This window comes from Algoriphagus sp. A40, from assembly GCF_002002735.1.
Classification (GTDB): Bacteria; Bacteroidota; Bacteroidia; order Cytophagales; family Cyclobacteriaceae; genus Algoriphagus.
In genome coordinates this window covers 268,107-288,565 of sequence record NZ_MUNY01000042.1, presented here as the reverse complement: position 1 = coordinate 288,565, position 20,459 = coordinate 268,107, and the positions used below count along the sequence as shown (strand labels likewise).

At 43.2% G+C, this 20,459-nt stretch carries 18 protein-coding genes; 10 read left to right on the top strand and 8 right to left on the bottom strand.

Annotated features, from left to right (window positions below):
- Positions 1 to 78 precede the first annotated feature (78 nt).
- Genes B0E43_RS27580 through B0E43_RS27560 form a run of 5 tightly spaced genes read right to left on the bottom strand, consistent with a single transcriptional unit; the run spans position 79 to position 3,827 of the window.
- Complete coding sequence (locus tag B0E43_RS27580; protein WP_077347815.1) at positions 79 to 1,662, bottom strand: NFACT RNA binding domain-containing protein; 1,584 nt, start codon at positions 1,660 to 1,662, stop codon at positions 79 to 81.
- Positions 1,662 to 2,426: an MBL fold metallo-hydrolase gene (locus tag B0E43_RS27575; protein ID WP_077347813.1), complete on the bottom strand. Its 765-nt coding sequence runs from the start codon at positions 2,424 to 2,426 to the stop codon at positions 1,662 to 1,664. Before B0E43_RS27575 ends, B0E43_RS27580 begins: the two co-directional genes overlap by 1 nt.
- The gene (locus B0E43_RS27570) at positions 2,423 to 2,701 is read right to left on the bottom strand and encodes a hypothetical protein (RefSeq protein WP_077347811.1); all 279 of its coding nucleotides are present in this window, start codon (positions 2,699 to 2,701) and stop codon (positions 2,423 to 2,425) included. The genes B0E43_RS27575 and B0E43_RS27570 overlap by 4 nt, the downstream gene beginning before the upstream one ends.
- Positions 2,701 to 3,078, bottom strand: a complete 378-nt coding sequence (locus B0E43_RS27565) for a response regulator (RefSeq protein WP_077347809.1) — start codon at positions 3,076 to 3,078, stop codon at positions 2,701 to 2,703. The genes B0E43_RS27570 and B0E43_RS27565 overlap by 1 nt, the downstream gene beginning before the upstream one ends.
- Positions 3,075 to 3,827 carry a response regulator gene (locus B0E43_RS27560; protein ID WP_077347807.1) on the bottom strand — a complete coding sequence of 251 codons (753 nt, stop codon included), beginning with the start codon at positions 3,825 to 3,827 and terminating at the stop codon, positions 3,075 to 3,077. Before B0E43_RS27560 ends, B0E43_RS27565 begins: the two co-directional genes overlap by 4 nt.
- A 41-nt stretch (positions 3,828 to 3,868) precedes the next feature.
- Between B0E43_RS27560 and miaA the strand changes: the two genes are divergently transcribed.
- Positions 3,869 to 4,777 (top strand): tRNA (adenosine(37)-N6)-dimethylallyltransferase MiaA, encoded by a 909-nt coding sequence (gene miaA, locus B0E43_RS27555; protein ID WP_077347924.1) that lies wholly within the window; start codon positions 3,869 to 3,871, stop codon positions 4,775 to 4,777.
- Here the strand turns inward: miaA and B0E43_RS27550 are convergent.
- Together B0E43_RS27550 and pfkA are read right to left on the bottom strand one after the other, a co-directional pair.
- The gene (locus tag B0E43_RS27550) at positions 4,765 to 5,100 is read right to left on the bottom strand and encodes a hypothetical protein (protein ID WP_077347805.1); all 336 of its coding nucleotides are present in this window, start codon (positions 5,098 to 5,100) and stop codon (positions 4,765 to 4,767) included. The genes miaA and B0E43_RS27550 overlap by 13 nt on opposite strands.
- Position 5,101: 1 nt before the next feature.
- On the bottom strand, positions 5,102 to 6,079 hold the full coding sequence (pfkA, locus tag B0E43_RS27545) for a 6-phosphofructokinase (protein WP_077347804.1): 978 nt from the start codon (positions 6,077 to 6,079) through the stop codon (positions 5,102 to 5,104).
- Positions 6,080 to 6,229: 150 nt separating this feature from the next.
- Here pfkA and B0E43_RS27540 point away from each other — a divergent pair, with 150 nt between their 5' ends.
- The 7 genes from B0E43_RS27540 (at position 6,230) to B0E43_RS27510 (ending at position 17,763) form a co-directional block, all read left to right on the top strand.
- Positions 6,230 to 7,117, top strand: a complete 888-nt coding sequence (locus B0E43_RS27540) for an aldo/keto reductase (protein ID WP_077347802.1) — start codon at positions 6,230 to 6,232, stop codon at positions 7,115 to 7,117.
- A 210-nt stretch (positions 7,118 to 7,327) separates the two neighbouring features.
- Complete coding sequence (locus tag B0E43_RS27535) at positions 7,328 to 9,478, top strand: acylase (protein WP_077347800.1); 2,151 nt, start codon at positions 7,328 to 7,330, stop codon at positions 9,476 to 9,478.
- A gap of 103 nt (positions 9,479 to 9,581) precedes the next feature.
- Complete coding sequence (locus B0E43_RS27530) at positions 9,582 to 11,588, top strand: glycogen-debranching protein (RefSeq protein WP_077347798.1); 2,007 nt, start codon at positions 9,582 to 9,584, stop codon at positions 11,586 to 11,588.
- 127 nt (positions 11,589 to 11,715) lie between these two features.
- Positions 11,716 to 12,111: a hypothetical protein gene (locus B0E43_RS27525; RefSeq protein ID WP_077347796.1), complete on the top strand. Its 396-nt coding sequence runs from the start codon at positions 11,716 to 11,718 to the stop codon at positions 12,109 to 12,111.
- Between the two features lie 221 nt (positions 12,112 to 12,332).
- Entirely contained in the window at positions 12,333 to 13,076 is a 744-nt protein-coding gene (locus B0E43_RS27520) for a CPBP family intramembrane glutamic endopeptidase (RefSeq protein WP_077347922.1), read from the top strand.
- 132 nt (positions 13,077 to 13,208) lie between these two features.
- Positions 13,209 to 15,020 (top strand): serine hydrolase, encoded by a 1,812-nt coding sequence (locus B0E43_RS27515; protein ID WP_077347794.1) that lies wholly within the window; start codon positions 13,209 to 13,211, stop codon positions 15,018 to 15,020.
- A 340-nt stretch (positions 15,021 to 15,360) separates the two neighbouring features.
- The gene (locus B0E43_RS27510) at positions 15,361 to 17,763 is read left to right on the top strand and encodes an ABC transporter permease (RefSeq protein ID WP_077347792.1); all 2,403 of its coding nucleotides are present in this window, start codon (positions 15,361 to 15,363) and stop codon (positions 17,761 to 17,763) included.
- A gap of 141 nt (positions 17,764 to 17,904) precedes the next feature.
- On the opposite strand, the gene B0E43_RS27505 is transcribed toward B0E43_RS27510, so the two are convergent.
- The gene (locus B0E43_RS27505; protein ID WP_077347790.1) at positions 17,905 to 18,348 is read right to left on the bottom strand and encodes a DoxX family protein; all 444 of its coding nucleotides are present in this window, start codon (positions 18,346 to 18,348) and stop codon (positions 17,905 to 17,907) included.
- 195 nt (positions 18,349 to 18,543) lie between these two features.
- Here B0E43_RS27505 and B0E43_RS27500 point away from each other — a divergent pair, with 195 nt between their 5' ends.
- Both B0E43_RS27500 and B0E43_RS27495 read left to right on the top strand, forming a co-directional pair.
- Positions 18,544 to 19,557 (top strand): LLM class flavin-dependent oxidoreductase, encoded by a 1,014-nt coding sequence (locus B0E43_RS27500; protein WP_077347786.1) that lies wholly within the window; start codon positions 18,544 to 18,546, stop codon positions 19,555 to 19,557.
- Between the two features lie 176 nt (positions 19,558 to 19,733).
- Entirely contained in the window at positions 19,734 to 20,354 is a 621-nt protein-coding gene (locus tag B0E43_RS27495) for an RNA polymerase sigma factor (RefSeq protein ID WP_077347784.1), read from the top strand.
- The last annotated feature ends 105 nt before the right edge of the window (positions 20,355 to 20,459 follow it).

Genomic DNA, 20,459 nt, shown 5'->3' with positions numbered 1-20,459 from the left:
TTTTCATGACTTTAGCCAAATGACTCAGCTCATTTGAGTGGCTTTTAGAATGCGGGTAATCCTCGGCCAGCAAGAAGCCTATAATTTTCTGGCAGAAGTTTCCTCATCTGGGCCGACTGGAGGCACCATGACCACTTTTTCCCGATCTACCATGACCGAGCCAGGAGCCGAACCTTTGACTTTCCGTACAAATTTGGCTTCTGTGTAAATCACGGGAGCAAGGGTTTCAGTTTTGAATTTGGAATAAAAAGCAGCCAAACCTGCTGCCCGTTCCAAAACAGTATTTGGTAAAACAGCCATCCCTTTCATTCTCACCACCACATGAGATCCCGGAACTTGCCGGGCGTGAAGCCAAAGGTCATCCTTATGGATAAAGCCTCTGAGCATTTCATCGTTGTCTTTGGCAGACTTACCAACCCAAATCGTGTATCCTTCAAATTCGAAAACTTTGAACGGCAATCCGGTGACTTCTTTGGTGATGGCTTTGTCTTCTTTGTGGGTTTTCTGATAAATTTTGAGTCCTTTAAAGTCGGAAATGGCCAGTATGGATTGAATTTTTTGCTCCAATTCAGCCCTCAGATTGACTTTGGATGCGATGGTTTTTTCGATCTGATCCAGTTCGATTTGACGGTTTTTGGATTTCCGGTAAAGGGATTCGGCAAGAAGTTGGGGCTTTTGATTGGGTTTCAAAGTTACTTTTACCTGGTTTCCGGTATAAAAATCCAAGAGCTCAGCCACTGATTTGCCATTTTGAAATTCATGAAGATTGGCCATGATCACATCTGCAAGCTGGCTTGGAGATGCGGAATTTTTAAGTTCTTCAAGTTTTGAAGTGGACTTCAGAATGTAAGATTCTGTCTTTTTCAGCTGATCCTGATAGCTTTTGAGCAGGGAGTTTTTTTCCTTATCAAAGTTTCCCTTGACCAAAGCCAAATAGAACAACTCGTTGCTGGCTGTGATCGGATCAGAAAGGGTCTTGATTGGATTAGATTCCGGCAAAAGACTCAGATGTACCTCGCCCTGCTTTTCTGTTAAAGCAAAAAGGGGAGTGTCCAGGATATCGAGCAAATCAAGCATTAAAGCCCATTTTTGTTCAATTTCAGATTCCGGATATCCTCTCTCTTTCAACCATGCACGGGGAAGAGTACCAAGTGTGGGAAGAAATAATGAAGCATTTCCCTCCAATTGCCAAAACCTTTCTTTGCCAAGATCGAGAGGATTTTCCAGGGTTTTCCAATCCAATTCTTTGTCTTCCCGGATTTCATTCCGGAAAAGAAGGGAAGGGTTTTTATCGTCCTTTTGATACAAAAGGACATTGCTCCGATTGCCGTGAAGCTTAAAAACCAACTTTTTTCCAGAACCTAAGTCAAAATAAAATGCCCTCTCAAAGCTGAAAACGCTGCATTTCTCAATAGTGTCTCCGATCAACTCTTGGAATAAATCGATGCTGTTTCGCTTGGCCCGATGAAATTGCTCGGGAAAACTGAGATATATCTGCGGTGGAAGCAAATGAGCCCGAATAAAACGTATCCCATTTTCTCCTTCAGTCTCAAAGATTAATTCGTCCTTACTTTGAGAAAAGCAGGCGTGGATTTGACTTCCTGAAAATTCCGAATTCAGGGCTGGGGCCAGGTACTTTAGGAAATGGTAATTGAGGTTCATCAATCCAAAGTTAACTCCAGTCCATCGTAGGCCAAGGCGATTCCCTCGGGGAGCCCTTTGTCGATTTGGTCATGGAGTCCCAGCCGATGGGAAATATGGGTGAAATAGGTTTGTTTGGCTCCGATTTTTCTGGCCATTTGAACGGCTTCATCCAAGGTGAAATGAGAAATATGCGGATCGATCTGTAAGGCGTTTAGAACAAGAACTTCAGTGCCTTCCAGCAGTTTCATGGAATTATCTGGAATGAAGTTGGCATCGGTGATGTAGCTGAAGTCTCCGAATCGAAACCCCAAAACCGGTAATTTGTAGTGTAAAACCGGAATCGGAGTCACTACCAGGCCATTGACATGGAATGCGTTTTCGGAAATTTCGATGGATTCTACCTGCGGAACTCCGGGATATTTTTTGTCGCTGAAGATATAGGAATATTCACGATTGATCTGGTCCAATACATGCCTCCTGGCAAAAACCGGCATGTCCATTTTTTGGGAAAAATTGAAGGGTCGGATATCATCCAGCCCTGCAGTGTGGTCTTTGTGCTCGTGGGTAAAAAGGACGGCATCAAGTTTTTTTATTCCTGAACGGAGCATTTGCATTCTAAAGTCCGGCCCGGTATCCACGACCAGTGAGACCCCTTTGGCTTCCACATAAATGGAAGTTCGAAATCTTTTGTCCCTAAAATCCAGTGATTTGCAAACATTGCATTCACATCCGATCACAGGAACACCCTGAGAGGTGCCGGTTCCAAGAAAATTGACTTTCAAAATTTCAGCGAAGTTTGTCGGAGTTCGTTCAGAAAATCCTGGTTGGTTTTTCCCTTGAAATCCTTCGTGTCAAAATTCAGTTCATTGACGATGTCAATCAGCGCATTGATTTTTCCTTCCAGTGGAAAATATTTGTTGACAATGACGATTTTGGTGTCTTTAAGTACACAGTAGCCAGACTTGAAATTGCCCTTTTCGTACCTCAAAATATATTCAGAGGCTGCAAAAAGGTTCTCCATTTTGTCCAAAAAATGCTTGGTGTACTTGATCCCCATCAGCTCAGGAATTTTTTGACTGTAGCCAGTACCTTGTCATAGTTAAGCGGCTTTTGGAGAAAATCATCAAAACCAAGTCTGCGGAATTCCTCCGGGGTATAATTGTGGATGTTTCCGCTGATTGCAATGATCGGAAGTTTACTTTTGGTTTGATCAGCAAGTGCCCTGATCTGCCGGGTGCATTCCACTCCATCCATGACTGGCATACTGATGTCCATCAGTATCAAGTCAAATTCTTCTTTTTCCAAAAGCTCAAGGACTTGTTTCCCATTGCGGGCGGCTTTCATCTGAAAATTGTCAAAAGCCAGTACGTTTTTGGTCAGGTTGATGATAATGGAACTGTCCTCTCCAACAAGGATTTTCTTTGATTCACTCATTTGTCAAAAATAGGTTCTTGGTTTAGATAATTACGGAATTGCCCTATTTGATTTTTTAAATTTTTTATTTCCAGATCGAATTCGGGATTATTTCCTTTTCTGGCAAATTCTTCTGCTTTCATAGCAGCGTAAAAAATGCTCATCGCACCCAAAGTCCCAGAATTTCCTTTCAGCGTGTGGATCTTGTCTATAAGATCTGAGAAGTTGTTATCCGATTGGTAATTTTCAATAAGGGATTCTGTTTCCTTACATTCCAAAAGTAAATCCTTGAATACTTTTTGGATCGCAGCCTTGGAATTGTATTTGAGCAACTGCCCAAGAATTCCCTTGTCCAATATTGAAATTTCAATTTGATGCTTCTTTTGAGATTTGGATTTACCTGTTTGCCCTTTCAGATAATCCTGGATAAGCAGAATAAATTCTTTGGGCCGGATCGGCTTGGTGATAAAATCATCAAATCCCTGTTCCAAAAAGCTGGTTCTGTCTGATTCTTCAGCATAAGCCGTCACTGCCAAAATGGGACAATTCGATAAGCCTTCTTGCCTGATTTTTTTCATGGCAGTGATGCCGTCCATCTGAGGCATCTGGATGTCCATGAGAATTAGATCAAAACTTCCCTTTTTTGCCAGCTCGACTGCCTCAATTCCATTTTTGGCAGATTCAAATGAAAACAGCTGTCCGATCAGATTTTCAAAAAGCTTTCTGTTCAGGTCATTATCATCCACGATTAATACCGTTTTGCTTTTCATGACTTTCCTTTGGATTTTTGACCCATTCAAAATTCAAACTCTTGGCGGATAAAAAAAATCTAATTCTTATAGTTGGCCCAACCGCAGTGGGCAAAACTAGCCTTTGTCTAAATCTAGCCAAAAAATTCAATACCGAAATTGTTTCCTGCGATAGCAGGCAATTTTACCGGGAAATGAATTTAGGGACGGCAAAACCCACTCCTGAAGAACTTCAGCAAGTGCCGCATCATCTAATCAATTCTCTTTCGATTGAGGATGAATATGATGTGAGAAAATTCGAATATGATGCTCTCGAAATCCTGGGGGATCTTTTTAGGAAGAATTCCATAGCCATTATGACAGGAGGTTCTGGGCTTTATGCCGATGCAATCACCAAAGGTCTGGACGAAATTCCGGATGTGGACCCGGAAATCCGGAAATCTATAATCTCAGAATTTGAAGAAAAAGGTTTAGGATGGCTTCAGTCCCAAATCGAAAAAGTTGATCCGGAATTTTACCAGCAGGTGGACAGACAAAATCCGCAGCGGCTGATGCGCGCATTGGAGATTTTTCGGGGCACAGGATTAAAATTCAGCAGTTTTAGGGTAAAGCAAAAAGTAATAAGACCTTTCAACATCATCAAAATCGGGCTGGAAAGAGACCGGGTGGAGCTTTATCAAAGGATTGATTTGCGGATGGATCAAATGATAAAGGCGGGACTTTTTGACGAAGCCGATGCCCTTTTTGAGAAAAGGCACCTTAATGCCTTGCAGACGGTCGGCTATTCCGAAATATTCGGATACCTGGAAGGAAAATACGACAGAGAGGAAGCCATCAGGCTCTTGAAAAGAAATTCCCGACGATATGCCAAGAGACAATTAACCTGGTTTCGTCGGGATTCGGAGATCAAGTGGTTTCACCCCGATCAGCAGGACGAAATCATGACTTGGATTGAAACTCAGATAGGCTGAAATCCACTGATTTTTGCCACCCAATTGTAAGGCGCTTTTTTGATCAGGTTGTTGTATTGGTATTTGTTGATTTTTAGTTGACGGATGAGTTCAAAGCTTTTTTTGGAGATTTTTCTCTCCTTTTCCGACTCTCTCAACCTTTCCAAAACAACCTCCGGATCGGCTATTTCTCCCAGAATCAATCCGAGTTCGGGATGATCCAAGCCAAGTTTGGAAAAAAGATCACGCTGGAAATTGAGCTTTCGCTGCATCGCATTTTTTACAGTCAGGAAAAAAAGCAGGCAAGCACCGCCTACTGTCAAAAACAGAGGAATAAATCCCATATCAAATACTTAAAATTTCTATTAATGCAAGATGATCCGGGTTAATGGACTTGGTTTTACCGATGCAGTCTGCAAATGGAGTATATACCAGTTCATTGTTCATCACTCCAGACATGCAGTTTGTTTTTCCCGCCAATAGCCCATCCACGGCACCCATCCCACATCTGCTTCCCAATACCCTGTCACGGGCAGTAGGAGCACCGCCACGTTGGATATGTCCCAAAGTAGTGAATTTGAATTCCTTGGACGGATTGTCGATTTTCTCCTTGACCATCGCCATGATTTGTCCGGCATTGCCGAGATCATCCCCTTCGGCTACTACGATGATACTGGATGATTTGATTCCTTCCCTGTGTCTGTTCAGTGATTCGACTACGGTGTTGAGATCAGTTTGGGTTTCGGGAACCATGACAAATTCGGCTCCTCCACCGATCCCGGATTCTATGGCAATAAAACCGGCATCCCGGCCCATTACTTCTACAAAGAAAATTCGATCATGTGCAGCCGCAGTATCCCTGATTTTATCGATTGCCTCCAAGGCTGTATTCACTGCTGTGTCAAATCCGATCGTATAATCGGTTCCGTAAATATCATTGTCAATAGTACCCGGACAACCAACGGTGGGAATACCATATTCCTCGAAAAACACTTTAGCTCCCGTAAAAGTCCCGTCTCCGCCGATGGCTACCAGTCCCTCAATTCCCAGTGCGGTGAGGTTTTCATAGGCGGTTTTCCTTCCTTCCGGAGTTTTAAACTCCATTGATCTGGCGGACTTTAACATTGTGCCTCCTCGCTGGATAATGTTACTTACTGAGTGTGAATGCATCTGATAGATGTCACCTTCGATCATCCCTTCGTATCCTCTGTTGATACCAAATACATCAAGTCCTCTGTATATTCCGGTTCTGACTACCGCGCGGATACAGGCGTTCATTCCAGGGGAATCTCCTCCTGAAGTAAAAACGGCTATTTTTTTCATGGTTATAGGTTTTAGGCGAACCAAAAATAGAGATAATAGCAGGAATACCTTATCGGAATTTCAAAATTGAAACCGAAATTAGGCAGAAGGGTTAAGATCTACTCATTAACAAATTGAAGCCAAGGGAGTAAAAAATTTAACTAAAAAACAATGTCGGAACTTTCAAGATCAGGAATACTTCCATTGCCCGAAATTGCCTTAGGCTGTATGTCTCTGCCGGAGAATTTTTCTGAAGCTGAAAAAATCCTGCATAAAGCCTTGGACTCTGGGATAACATTTTTTGATACAGCCGACATGTACCAAAAAGGGAAAAGCGAAGATAATTTAGGCCGGGCATTAAAGGCAAAACGATCACAGGTCTTAATTTCTACCAAAGTCGGAAACCAATGGAATTCCTCCGGGACTGCCTGGTCTTGGAATCCCCGGAAGGCCTATATTTTAAAAGCCATTGAGGAAAGCTTAAAGCGGCTACGGACTGATTACCTGGATCTGTATCAGCTTCATGGCGGTACACTGGATGATCCATGGCAAGATACGCTTGAGGCTTTTGAGATATTGAAGGAACAAGGGAAAATCTGTGCTTTTGGAATTTCATCCATCCGACCCAATGTGATCCGAAAAGTCATGGCGATGAATCCTCCCGCCACGATTATGATGCAATACAATCCGCTGGATCGCAGGCCTGAGGAGGAGGTTTTTCCACTATTGGAGAAAACGGAAACCCGTGTATTGGTCCGAGGCGCATTAGCAAAGGGGATATTATTAGACAAACCTTTGACTGGTTTTTTGGATATTCCAAAAGAAAAAGTTGCAGAGATCAAGGCTGAAATCCACAGATTGGGGTTTAGTCCAGAAGCTGTCTTGATACGATATGGTCTGATGGAAAAAGCAATTGGCTCGCTAGTAATCGGCGCGAGTTCGATTGAGCAAGTTGAGAAAATAACAAAAGGATATGAGGAAAGTCAAGCTGTACCGGATGAATTGATCCAGGAATTGAAGCGGAAATTTTCACCGAATCTATACCAAGACCATCGGTAACAAAGCCTTTGCGAGTCGGAAAAATTCGGGATTTATAAAAGAGAAATGACGGTAATTTTGCCATAAAGCAGGATTGTGGTCACCCTGAGCGGAGTCGAAGGGTCCTCGACTCCGCTCGGACTGACACAATTTGGCCACCTTAAAATCAAATACGTCATTGGTAGGGCTGCTTAAATCACTTACTTTCGATCCAAACTTCACCCAAATCCTATGCTTAAGAGATTTACCCTCCTTGTAAGTTTTGTCGCTTTTTTTTCCTGTCAAACCCAAAACCCATCCGATGAACTCAGCCGCTGGGAGGCGCAGGCAGCACGTGTGGAAATCCTCAGGGATGATTTTGGTGTGCCGCATATCTATGGGAAAACCGATGCAGATGCAGTTTTTGGCCTGCTTTACGCTCAATGTGAGGATGATTTCCGGAGAGTCGAGCGGAATTACGTCTGGGCGATCGGCAGACTTGCCGAATTGGAAGGTGAGGACGCCCTTTATTCTGATCTTCGCGCCAATTTGTTTATGACTGAAGCAGAAGCGAAAGCCGCCTATGAAACTGCTCCGGACTGGCTCAAGGAGCTTTGTGTGGCTTTTGCCGACGGGGTCAATTATTACCTTCATACCCATCCGGAAGCAAATCCTCAGGTTATTACCCGCTATGAACCCTGGATGCCGATGTTCTTTTTCGAAGGGTCAATCGGGGGAGATATCGAAAGCATTTCTACCGAAAAGCTGAAAGCATTCTATGAAAATGAGGATGCGATGGCATTCAATGAAGCCGATATTTTGGCTGAGCCACAGGGTTCAAACGGAATTGCTATTGCGCCTAGCTTATCCGAATCCGGCAATGCCATGTTGTTGATCAATCCCCATACCTCCTTCTATTTTCGTCCGGAAGTGCATGTAGTTAGCGAGGAGGGACTAAATGTCTATGGTGCCGTGACTTGGGGACAATTCTTTGTTTATCAGGGTTTCAATGAGAAAACCGGTTGGATTCACACCTCTACTTTTGTGGATTTCAAGGATGAATTTGAAGAAGAAATCGAAGAGTCAGAAAACAAAATTCAATACAAATACGGCGAGGAATTGCGAGATGTGGAGGAGCAAAAAGTCACCTTGAAGTACAAAGATGGCGACCAGTTGAAGGAAAAGGAGTTTAGTTTTTACCGGACTCATCACGGTCCGATTACACACAAGTCCGGTCAAAAATGGGTTGCCACCAAAATCAACTGGGATCCGGTCAGTGCTTTGTCCCAAAGCTATACCCGGACCAAAATGAACAACTATGCGGAGTTTAAGGAAATGATGAATATCCGCACCAACTCCTCCAACAATACAGTTTTTGCGGATGCCGAGGGGAATATTGCCTACTTCCACGGCAATTTTATTCCAAAGCGAAATCCGGAGTTTGACTTTTCCAAGCCTGTTGACGGCAGCAATCCGGCCACGGATTGGCTGGGACTTCATACTGTGGACGAAAGTATTCTGATCCTCAATCCGGGGAACGGTTGGATCCAAAACTGTAATTCTACACCTTTCACGGCAGCAGCTGAGTTCAGTCCGAAAAGAGAAAATTACCCTGCATACATGGCTCCTGACACGGAAAACTTCCGGGGAATTCATGCCATGAAAGTGTTGAAAGAGGTCGAAAAACTGAACCTGGACAGCTTCCTTCAGCTGGCATACGATCCTTATTTGCCGGCATTTGAATACCTGATGCCGGAATTAATTTCAGCTTTGGAGAAAAGTGAAAAAGCGGATCACAAGGAAATTTTGGATCTCTTAAAAGCTTGGGATTACCGAACTTCCAAAGAATCGGTGGCGATGTCTTTAGCACACTTTTACGGGGAAAATTACCAAAGAACCTTCCGAAGCATGGGCCGCTTCATCAATCCGATGCCTGATGCCAAAGTCCCAACACAGGGTGAGATTTTGGAGGTTTTTGAAAGTACCCTTGCCCAGATGAATGCTGATTTTGGCACTTGGAATACTCCTTGGGGCGAAATCAACCGCTTCCAGAGACTTTCGGGTGCGATCGATTTGAAATACGATGACAACGCTCCATATATTCCAGTTGGTATGGCTTCTGGAAATTGGGGAGCATTGGCTGCCTTTGGCGCACAAACTTATGAGGGAACCAAGCGGCTTTATGGCTACCGCGGCAACAGCTTTGTGGCATTAGTGGAGTTTGGAGAAAAAGTCAAAGCCAAAACCATTCTTGCCGGCGGACAAAGCGCCGATCCGGCATCCCCGCATTTCTTTGATCAGGCCCAGCGGTACGCCGATGCCAATTTCAAGGAAGTGGCATTTTATAAAGAAGATGTTGAAATGAAGGTGTCCGAACGATATCATCCCGGAAAACGCAACTGATTGATAGTCTGCAAGAGGTCTGGACTATTTCATTTTTATATTCCTGACTTTTGTCAGCACAAATCCCGCCGATTGGACCTAGTTTAGTTGGAAAAATCCGCAGATGACCACTATCCTTCCTGGTTTGAGTTTTCCCATAGGATCTACCTTTAGTGATCAAGGGGTAAACTTCACCTTGTTTTCTAAGCATGCGGAAGGAGTGGAGCTTTTGTTTTTTAATTCCAGGCAAGACCAGGAACCTGAAACGGTAATCCGATTGGATCCCCGGGTAAACAAAACCTACCATTATTGGCATGTGTTTGTGCCTGAGCTCAAAGCCGGGCAATTGTATGGCTTTCGGGTGCGAGGACCCTATGATCCTGACAGAGGACACCGGTTTGATTCGTCCAAAGTATTGCTTGATCCTTATTCGAAAGCGGTGGCTTTTTCGGAAAAATGTCCAAAAAGTGTGGTCGTGGATCTCCATGCTTACGATTGGGAAGGAGATTTGCCACTTTACAGGCCATTTTCCCAAACCATCATCTATGAAATGCATGTGTCTGGGTTTACCAAAAATCCCAATTCAGGTGTAAGCAAATCCAAGCTTGGAACCTATGCCGGAATGATTGAGAAAATCCCATATCTGCTTGAATTGGGGATTACGGCAGTGGAACTCATGCCAGTATTTCAATTTGATCCAAAAACTGATGATGGTCGCACCAATTATTGGGGGTATAATCCTGTTTCATTTTTTTCAGTTCACGAAGAGTTTTCGAGCAAACAGGATCCTGTCCATGCTTTGGATGAATTTCGGGACTTGGTCAAGGCCCTTCATCGGGCCGGGATTGAGGTGATTTTGGATGTGGTATTCAATCATACCGCCGAAGGGGGCGAGGGCGGCCCGACCTATTCATTCAAAGGAATAGACAACCGAATGTATTATTCTCTTGAGGAAGACAAATCCAAATACAGAAATTATTCAGGCTGTGGAAATATCCTGAACGCCAATCAGCCGATGGTTAGAAGAATGATTTTGGATAGCCTCCATTTTTGGGTTAAACACATGCATGTGGATGGATTCCGTTTTGACCTTGCCTCGATTTTGTCCCGGGACGGAAAAGGCCATTTGCTGGAAAATCCGCCTATCCTCTGGGATATCGAATCAGATCCGGTTCTGGCAGGAACCAAACTCATTGCTGAGGCATGGGATGCAGCAGGGCTTTATCAGGTAGGAAGCTTTGTCGGAGACAGTTGGAAAGAGTGGAACGGGAAATTCAGGGACGATGTCAGGAGTTTCATGAGAGGTGACAAGGGGACGATCAAACCATTCATCAGTCGAATGACTGGCAGCCCTGATCTCTATGGACATCAGGACAGAGAACCAGAGCAAAGCGTCAATTTTGTGACTTGCCATGACGGATTTTCGCTCGCTGATTTGGTTTCGTATAGCCAAAAACGGAACCAACTAAACGGAGAGGAAAATAGGGATGGTGCAAATGATAACCTGAGCTGGAACTGCGGGGTGGAGGGTCCAACCCATGATCCACGCATAATAGCCTTAAGAGAACGGCAAATACGGAATTTTTTCACTACGGTGCTTTTGGCTGTGGGGTCACCTATGATTTCGATGGGAGATGAAGTCAAGCGGACTCAATTGGGAAACAACAATCCCTATTGCCAAGACAATGAGCTAAGTTGGTTTGATTGGGATTTAGTCAAGGAAAATCAAGGTCTTTTTCGATTCGTCAAAATGCTTATTGCCCGAAGACTCAGTCGGGAATCAAGCCAAGTCGAAAATGCAATGAGCCTAAAGGAGTTGTTGGAGAAAGGACGGATCACTTACCATGGAATAAAACTGAATGCACCGGATTGGTCGGATCATTCCCATTCAATTGCGTTCAGTGTGGAATCATTCAGCCAGGAAACTTCCATGCATATCATGATCAATGCCTATTCAGAGACCCTTGAATTCGAATTGCCCACAAGCAAGGAAATCGGGAAAAACTGGAGACTTTGGGTGGATACCAACAGAGTCTCCCCAGAGGACATTTTTGATTGGGGCAAGGGACCAGTTGTGACCGAGTCACATTTTCAAGTCAAGGCGCATTCTATTGTAATATTGGAATCTTAGGTTTGATGTGTTTGGAACTTTATGGAATAGAGGTCTTTCCTATTTTTTCATCCGATTTGTCCTTCTGGTTTTTTAGTAAATTTAGTAGGCAAGAAATGAAGTATTCAAGAAATCAAATTAACACGCAATGGATCAAAACAATGTGAAATTTTCCGGAGGGATTAATATTGCAGTGAAGATCCCCAAATCCAAATATGAAAAAACAGTTTCCTTTTATAGGGATATTTTGAAACTGGAAATAACCGAAAAGCCAATCACCAATTCTACCGTTTCCCGAACTCATGAGGTAAAATTCGGTAATAACATCCTGTGGTTGGACTGTGTGGAAAATTATACACATTCAGAAACTTGGCTGGAATTGAGGACTCCGGACATAGAAAATGCGGTAGAATACCTGAGACAAAACGGGATTGAGACCTGCGATGAATTGGAGGAAATTCCCAAGGAAAACCATTGGATTATGGACCCTGCAGGTACGGTGTTTATTTTGGATAAGGAGAGGGGTGCCAATCCTGTGGAATAAATAGTAAGAAGTACATGAGATTTTACATAAAGAACTTTGGCATCATGACTCATTTTTGAATAATAACGCATGCCCATGTTTTTCCGAGTTTTTAAAGAATCAAGGTCAATTCAATCAAGTCTATACCACCGAATAGGAACAGCGAGTGAATGGTTTGAATGAATAGGCGAAAAATTGGTCGAAAATTAAAAAATCCAGACAAAAATGTGATCGAGCATCAAATGAAAAATGAATTAAAACCAATTTGGAATAGGTTTTTTCAGTTCAATTGGAAGTTTGGACTTTTTCTGATTCTGATAGTTTGTATTCCGAGATTTTTATTGGTCTTAAATGCAAATGAAACCGGAAATTACAATGCCATCGGTATGGTCATGTTGATTTCTGCTTTGGCCCCTTTTATTTTCTTAAGCGAATATGGCAGGAGAAAAATAGGTTTAAGCAAGCCTGTTGGATATAGGGGACTTTTGATTGCTTTTGCCGCGGGCCTTGGTGCCAGCTTGCTTCTTTTTTGGATTGGAGAGGGCCTTTACGGAACATCCTACGAAAACTGGTATGTGTACATTGGCAAATCCTATAATATTCCAGCCGGAATATCTCCGAATGACAAGCAGATTTTGTTCTTAATAATGGCATTAGTGGGAATGACTTTTAGTCCGATAGGGGAGGAATTGTTTTTCAGGGGAATTGTCCATTCAAGTTTTGCCAATTCAATCGGTGAGAAATATGCTTCTGTAGTGGATAGTTCTGCATTTTCCCTAACCCACATTTCACATTTTGGGTTGGTTTTTATTGCAGGCAATTGGGATTTTTATACAATTCCCGCTCTGATTTGGGTAGGGGCAATGTTTTTGGTAAGCCTGCTTTTCATTCAATTTAAAAAGCAAACCGGTTCGATTTTAGGTGCAATAATCTGTCATTCAGCATTTAATCTGGGTATGATTTATAGTATCTTTTACCTTCTGTGAGGAGGAATTCTGAGTGAAGAGGAGCAATTGTGAAAAGTTGTGGCTATTTGTGTTATTCAGGATGTTCCATGCTGGCCAATGGAATTTCATACATCTGATTCTGAAAATGTTTGACTAAATAAAATTGAGTTTATGAAAAACAAACTGTTCTTTCTTTTTGCCCTGATTATTTTCCAATCGTGCTCAAAGGCTCCAAAATCGGAGTCCATTGAGGATAAAATCAAAAAAGTAGAATCCAGTCTCACGAAGCCCATCTATATCAATGGGGACTCGACCTGGACAATTGAGGAACGGATGGCTCATTATGGTGTTCCTGGAGTTAGCATAGCCGTGATTTATGACGGCAAAATCGAATGGACCAAAACTTATGGAGTAATGGACAAGGAGAGCAAATCTCCTGTTACCAAAGAAACACTTTTTCAGGCGGGTTCGATCAGTAAACCGGTAGCAGCTTATGGCGCCTTGAGTATGGTGGAGCAAAACAAAATCGGGTTGGAAGAGGATGTGAATACTTATTTGAAATCCTGGAAATTGCCCGACAGTGAATTTACCAAAGAGAAGAAAGTCACCCTGAAAAACCTCCTCAACCATTCCGGTGGAGTAACTGTCCATGGCTTTTTGGGCTATAGTCCGGACCTACAGGTTCCCACTTTGGTGGAAGTATTGAACGGAACGCCTCCGGCTAATTCGGGAACCATTTTTGTCAATAAAAAACCCGAGGAAAGTTTTCGCTACTCCGGTGGAGGATATACCATCATGCAACAAATGATGATGGATGTGGCAGGAAAACCTTTTCCCGAACTAATGAAGGAACTGGTGCTACAACCACTGGGAATGAACAACAGTACTTATGACCAACCCCTCCAAAGTGAGCAATTGAAAATGGCGGCAACAGGCTATTTGCCGGATGGCTCCATGACAAAAGGAAAGAGGCATACCTATCCGGAAATGGCCGCTGCGGGACTTTGGACCACGGCAGAAGACCTTGCCAAATTTGCAGTCAACATTCAGCAGACCTTGAAAGGTGAGCCTGAACTGGTGCTTTCCAAGGCTGGGACCACCCAAATGCTTACTCCATTCGTGGAGGATTTTACTGGGCTTGGCTTTTTTCTGACAAAAATGAAAGACGAAACCTATTTTGGACACGGTGGGTGGGATGAAGGGTTCTCCAGTGAATTGATTGCCCACAAGGACAAGGGATACGGGGTGGTGGTTTTGACCAATTCAAATCATCCGGACTTTATTTCTGAATTGATCCGTTCGGTGGCATTGACTTATGAATGGGATGAATATGTCCCTGTTTACGAGAGGATGCAACTCGATAATACGCTAGTGGGTCAGATTGCAGGACGTTACCGAATAGATGGAAACCGACTGATTGAAATCTTTCAAAAAGACAGCCTACTATTTGGAAAGAGCTTGGGAGAAGATCCTTCTGAACTAATCAGGATATCAGACAGCATTTATGTCCGAAGGGAAAACAATCAGCTAATTAAATTCAGAACTAACGCGGAAACTGAAAAGATGGAAATGCAATTGTTGGATCCGGGAGATCAAGCCGTAATCGCAACTTTGGTGAAATTGGACCAGGGTGAAAAAATCCCGATTGAAACTCTGACATCGGGAGAGTTCGATAGGGCTTTGGAAGAATATCAGGCCTTGAAAAAGCTGAATCCAAATGATCCCACAGTCTCCGAAGACAATCTGAATAACATGGGATATCAATTCCTGAACCAAGACCAATTGAAATGGGCACAGGACATTTTCAAAGTAAATACGATACTCTATCCCAATAGTCCCAATGTTTATGACAGCTATGCTGAAGCCTGTATGAAATTGGGAGAACGGGATTTGGCTCTGGAGAATTATCAAAAATCCCTGAATCTTGATCCCAAAAACACTAATGCAGCGGAAAAGATAGCGGAATTAAAAAATAAGAAATGAGCTGGCAGGATTTGGCTATTCCCAATTCCAATGAAGAAAAGCGATTTCGCTTTGTGATGGATTGAATTCGGACACCTTTTTAACTCCCAGTGAAAATGGGATTGTAAGGTGTTAAAGGCTGCACTCCAGATTATTGAAATCCGGCAATAAATTCCGGACTGGTTTCAATCCAGTTACCCAAGAGTATTTGCCCGCTCTCGGACAATCCTGTCCGATATTATTTTTTCCAAGTTTCTAAAATCATCTTTTCATGGCTCCAGACTGTGATTTTTATTTCGGTACAGATATGGGGAGTGAAAGGCATTTGGTGTAGGTTTCCCATTTTCAACCCGAAAACTCGATGTTTAAAAACTATTTCACTTCCCTCTGGAGACACATTTCCAAAAACAAGGTTTTTACTTTTATCAATATTTCCGGCTTGGCAATAGGGATGTTGGCCTGCATCCTGATCACCCAATTTGTGCTGCATGAACTGAGTTATGATAATTTCCTGGACAAAAAGGACAGGATTTTCAGGATTCAGCAAGACCGATACGACAAGGGAGTACTTTCCACCCAATGGGCTGCCGGGGCTGCGGGAATCGGTCCGGACTTGAAGGCTAATTTTTCTGAAGTGAAAGCCTACACCCGACTGACCAACAGGGCAGCTACGCTTTCGACCGGCGATACCTTTTTCAAAGAAGAACACCTGTATTTCGCCTCAGAGGATTTCTTTGAGGTGTTTTCCATAAACCTGATCGAAGGCATTGATTCGCTTGTTTTGAAAGAGCCTTTCAAAATGGTGGTTTCACAATCTTTGGCCAAGAAGTATTTTGGGAATGAGGATCCGATGGGCAAAACGTTGAAGGTAAACGGGGACTTGGAGTTTGAAATTTCCGGTGTTTTTGAAGATCTCCCGGTAAATACCCACATGAAAATTGATGTTTTGGGTTCATTTATCACTATGGAGAAACTTTCGGATAACCAATTCTTGACCTGGGATTGGGATGGATTTCTTACTTATATCCTTCTGGAGGAAAACATAGATGCCAAGGCGTTTGAAGCCAAACTTCCCGATTTTGTTCAGAAACAGCATGGAGAGGAATTAAAGCAATACAATTCCGGGATTGAATTTCACCTTCAGCCTGTGGCGGATATTCATTTGGATTCGGATTATATAATGGAATTCAAAGCAAACGGTAACCGGCAGTCGGTTTACTTTTTGTCGGTCGTTGCGCTGTTGATTATGATCATTGCCTGGATCAATTACGTCAATTTATCCACTGCCAAATCAATTGAGCGGGCCCGGGAAGTTGGGGTACGCAAAGTAATGGGAGGCTATCGATCGCAGCTTATCCAGCAGTTTTTGACTGAATCCCTGTTTTTGAACATCATTGCAGTGTTGCTTGCGGCGGGTTTGGCTGTTTTATTAACTCCTTGGTTTAGTGGGCTTACCAGTAGAGAGCTCGGCTATCAGCTGTTTCTGCAACCGGTTTTTTGGCTGGCTTTGTTTGTGCTGATTATTTCGGGAGCGCTGATGTCAGGTTTGTATCCGGCCTTTGTCTTGTCCTCTTTCCGTCCGGTGGAAGTATTGAAGGGGAAATTCAAAAACACTGACAATGGCGTATGGCTCAGAAAAGGCATGGTTATTACCCAGTTTATCGCTTCCATTACCTTGATGGTGGGGACTTTCACGGTCTATAAGCAATTGGATTTCATGCAAAATCAGGACCTGGGCGTAAATATCGAACAGACCCTCGTGCTCAATTCACCCAGTGTCACCGATTCTACCTACAAGCAGAAGTATCAGGTATTCAAGCAAAACATTGGAGCTTTGGCTGATGTGATTTCGGTGACGGCATCCACATCTGTGCCGGGAAGTCAACCCGGATGGAATGCCGGAGGAATCCGGAGGTTAAGTCAAGGCGAAGATGAACAAAACCAATATCGGGTCATCATGTCTGATGGGGCTTTTTTCGAAAACTTCGGTTTGGAAATGGTGACCGGTAGGGAGTTTTCGGATGATGTAGTCAATGAGCATCAAAATGTCCTGTTGAATGAATCAGCCTCCAGACTGATGGGTTTTGCCACTCCCGAAGAAGCAATTGATGACCGGATATTTTTCTGGGGAGATACCTTTAAAATCGTGGGAGTTTTGAAAGATTACCACCAGGAATCTCTCAAAAAATCATACGATGCCATGATTTTCAGGTACAATGATGCCCCCAATGGATTTTATTCCGTCAAGGTTAACGCTCAAAACATCGATGGTCTGATGACTCAGGTTGAGGCGGAATGGAAAGAAGTTTTCCCGGGAAATCCCTTTGAATATTTCTTTTTGGATGAGCATTTCAATTCGCAGTACAAGGCGGACCAACAGTTTGGGACGATCTTCAGTATTTTCTCAATTCTCGCCATTTTTATTGCAAGTTTGGGACTGTTTGGACTCTCCTCACTTACTGCGATCCAGCGGACTAAGGAGATTGGAATCCGGAAAGTTTTGGGAGCTTCCCTTCCAGGATTGTTGAGGCTGATCACCAAAGAATTTCTTATTCTTATTGGCATTGCTATCATTTTATCAATTCCGCTTGCGGCATGGGTGATGAATTCCTGGCTTCAGGATTTTGCTACCAAAATTCCTTTGTCCTGGTGGATTTTTGCAATTCCATGCGTGACAGTTGCAGTGATTACGATCTTGACAGTGAGTATCCATACGCTAAAAGTCGCTTTGATCAATCCCGTGAAGTCATTGGCTTATGAATGAGGAGAAAATAAATTTGATGTCTGGCTGAGAAAATTCAGTAGAAACCATAAAAAATGCCCCAGCGAAATTCCAGGGGCATTTTTTATGAATCAGACTTTTTTAATTTTTTGAAAAAACTGCAGCGAAAATAGTAGGTTTTCCTTACCAGGTTGGGTGTCTTTTCATCCAGTTATCAACCGAAAATTTACCTGATCCATAGATCAAAAATGTGATCAAAAGGATCAGAACCGCTACTGAAATACCAAATTCCGTATTGTTGGACACAGCGATAAAACCCTGTTGGATGTTGACCAAGAATACTGCTCCAACCAAAATCGGGATCTGAAACAAAATGGCAAATCGTGTGACCAATCCCATGGCAATCAAAATTCCACCAACCAGATGGGAAAATGCCACATAATGCGCAAGCCCGAGATTTACAAACTGTAAATCTGCAGTTTTCATGATCGACAGCAAGGCTTGAGTGTCGGATATAAACAGGATTCCTTTATAAAGAATAAACAGTCCGAGGATGACGCGGACAAAGTCAATCCATTGGGGATGATGTGTGTCTGCCCAATGTTCGATTTTGGTTATTGCATTCATGGCTTTTGGGTTTTTGTACCCCAATAATTTACAAATAAAAATTTACAAAAGGCTTGGAATTCAGAGTTGTATATTAGGTCAGGTCGGCTTTCGGTCTCAAAAAAATCATTTTTTTAATCAATTTCTGGACACCCCAGCCCGAACGATTTCCTTTCCAAGTGGGTTTTCAAATCCAGCGTTAGTTTGAATTTTCCTATGCAAACCACCATTCCCTATTCAATTCTTGATTTAGCTATTATCAAAAAAGGTTTCGACGCAGCAGATGCTTATCGGCGGAGTTTGGACCTGGCAAGACATGCCGAAAAACTGGGTTTCTGGAGATTTTGGCTAGCCGAGCACCATAACATGGCCTATGTCGCCAGTTCTTCCCCAATTGTTTTGATGGGACATATCGCAGCCGGTACGCAGACAATTCGGATTGGTTCTGGTGGCATTATGCTTCCAAATCACAGCCCATTGATGGTGGCTGAGGAAATTGGAGCGCTTGAAACGCTTTTCCCCGGAAGAATCGACCTTGGATTGGGTCGGGCACCGGGAACGGACCAAAAAACTGCCCATGCACTCCGAAGAGGTCGCCAGGAAAATGTCCAGGATTTCCCGAATGACCTGGAAGATTTGCAGCGTTATTTTTCCCTTTCCAATTCACGGTCTGATGTGAGAGCATTTCCTGCGGAGGGATTGGAAGTGCCGATTTTCATATTGGGATCCAGCATGAGCAGTGCGGTTTTAGCGGCCGAAAGGGGCTTGCCTTACGTTTTTGCAAGCCATTTTGCACCCTCCCAGTTTGTACAGGCAGTGCGGTACTATCAGGATAATTTCAAGCCTTCGGAATATCTGGACAAGTCATATGTGATGGCCTGTATCAATGTCATTGCAGCCGATACCGATGAGGAAGCTCAGTTTCTCTCCACCTCTTTCTACCAAATGGCACTTGGGATTATCCGTGGAAAATCCTATCCATTGATGCCTCCGGTGGAAGATATGAGTGAGGTTTGGAATGAGTCCGAGCGGGCGGCGATTGAAAATATGATGGCGGTGACCTTCGTTGGCACTTCGGACAGGATTTCTCAAGGCATTGAAGAATTGGTAAAGTTTACCGGAATCAATGAACTGATGATCACAACCAATATATTTGACCATGAAGCAAGGCTAAAATCCCTTGAGCTTACAGCAAATGCTATTCGGGAAATCAGCATAGCCAAAGTTTAACTTCGGGACCAGGGGCTCAAAAATGCAGGTTTCCGAGATTTTGGTAGCCGAAAACCACCTTGTCAGACAATAGTTCTTAGGTTTTTGCCAACCAGGGTTCATTTCTCCTCGGAATTAGAATTTTTTTTGTTGGTTAAAGTTTAATTGCTTGCTTTGAGACAGGGTATTAAAAATACATGGCAAGCGAGTTTGAAGCACATCCACATCAGCAATTGGTCTCTGACCTGTCCAAAGGCGACGAAAAAGCCTTTGAAAAGTTGTATGGATTGTTTTCGGAAAAAATCTACCATGTTTCGCGCCGGATGAACCTTTCTCACGAAGATGCAGAAGGAATTGTCCAAGAGGTGTTTTTGAAAATCTGGAAGAAGCGGGAAAAGCTGGATCCCCAGCTTTCCATCAACGCCTACATGATCTCCATTGTCAGATCTCTGGTGATCAAAAAAGCCAAAAAGGAAGCCCGATTTTTTGCTTTCCAAAACTACAGCATCCCGCTTTACGAATTTGAACGCAACAGCAGCCCGGAACAGGAGTTGATCTATTCGGAGTTTTACCACATTTCCGAAGAAATCATCGAACAGCTACCCGCAGGACAAAAACAGATTTTTATACTCCGCCATTTTGAAAATCTCTCCGTAGAGGAAATTGCTGAAAAGCTGAATCTTTCGCGACGGACGGTGGAAAATCAGATTTTCAGATCCACAAAAGCGGTCAAAGAGAAGCTGGTTAAGCTGAAAATCATTTCCTTAAGTGTTTTAGCAATGTCCCTGCAGACCTTACTATATCAGGTATTAGACTGAGTTTTCCATAGGTTTTACCGGGTTTTTGAAAAAAGAGCGAATTTTTTTCGAAAGTCCATGAGTAGTTTTTCCATCCTGAGGCTATATGTACCAGTAAATAGCTCC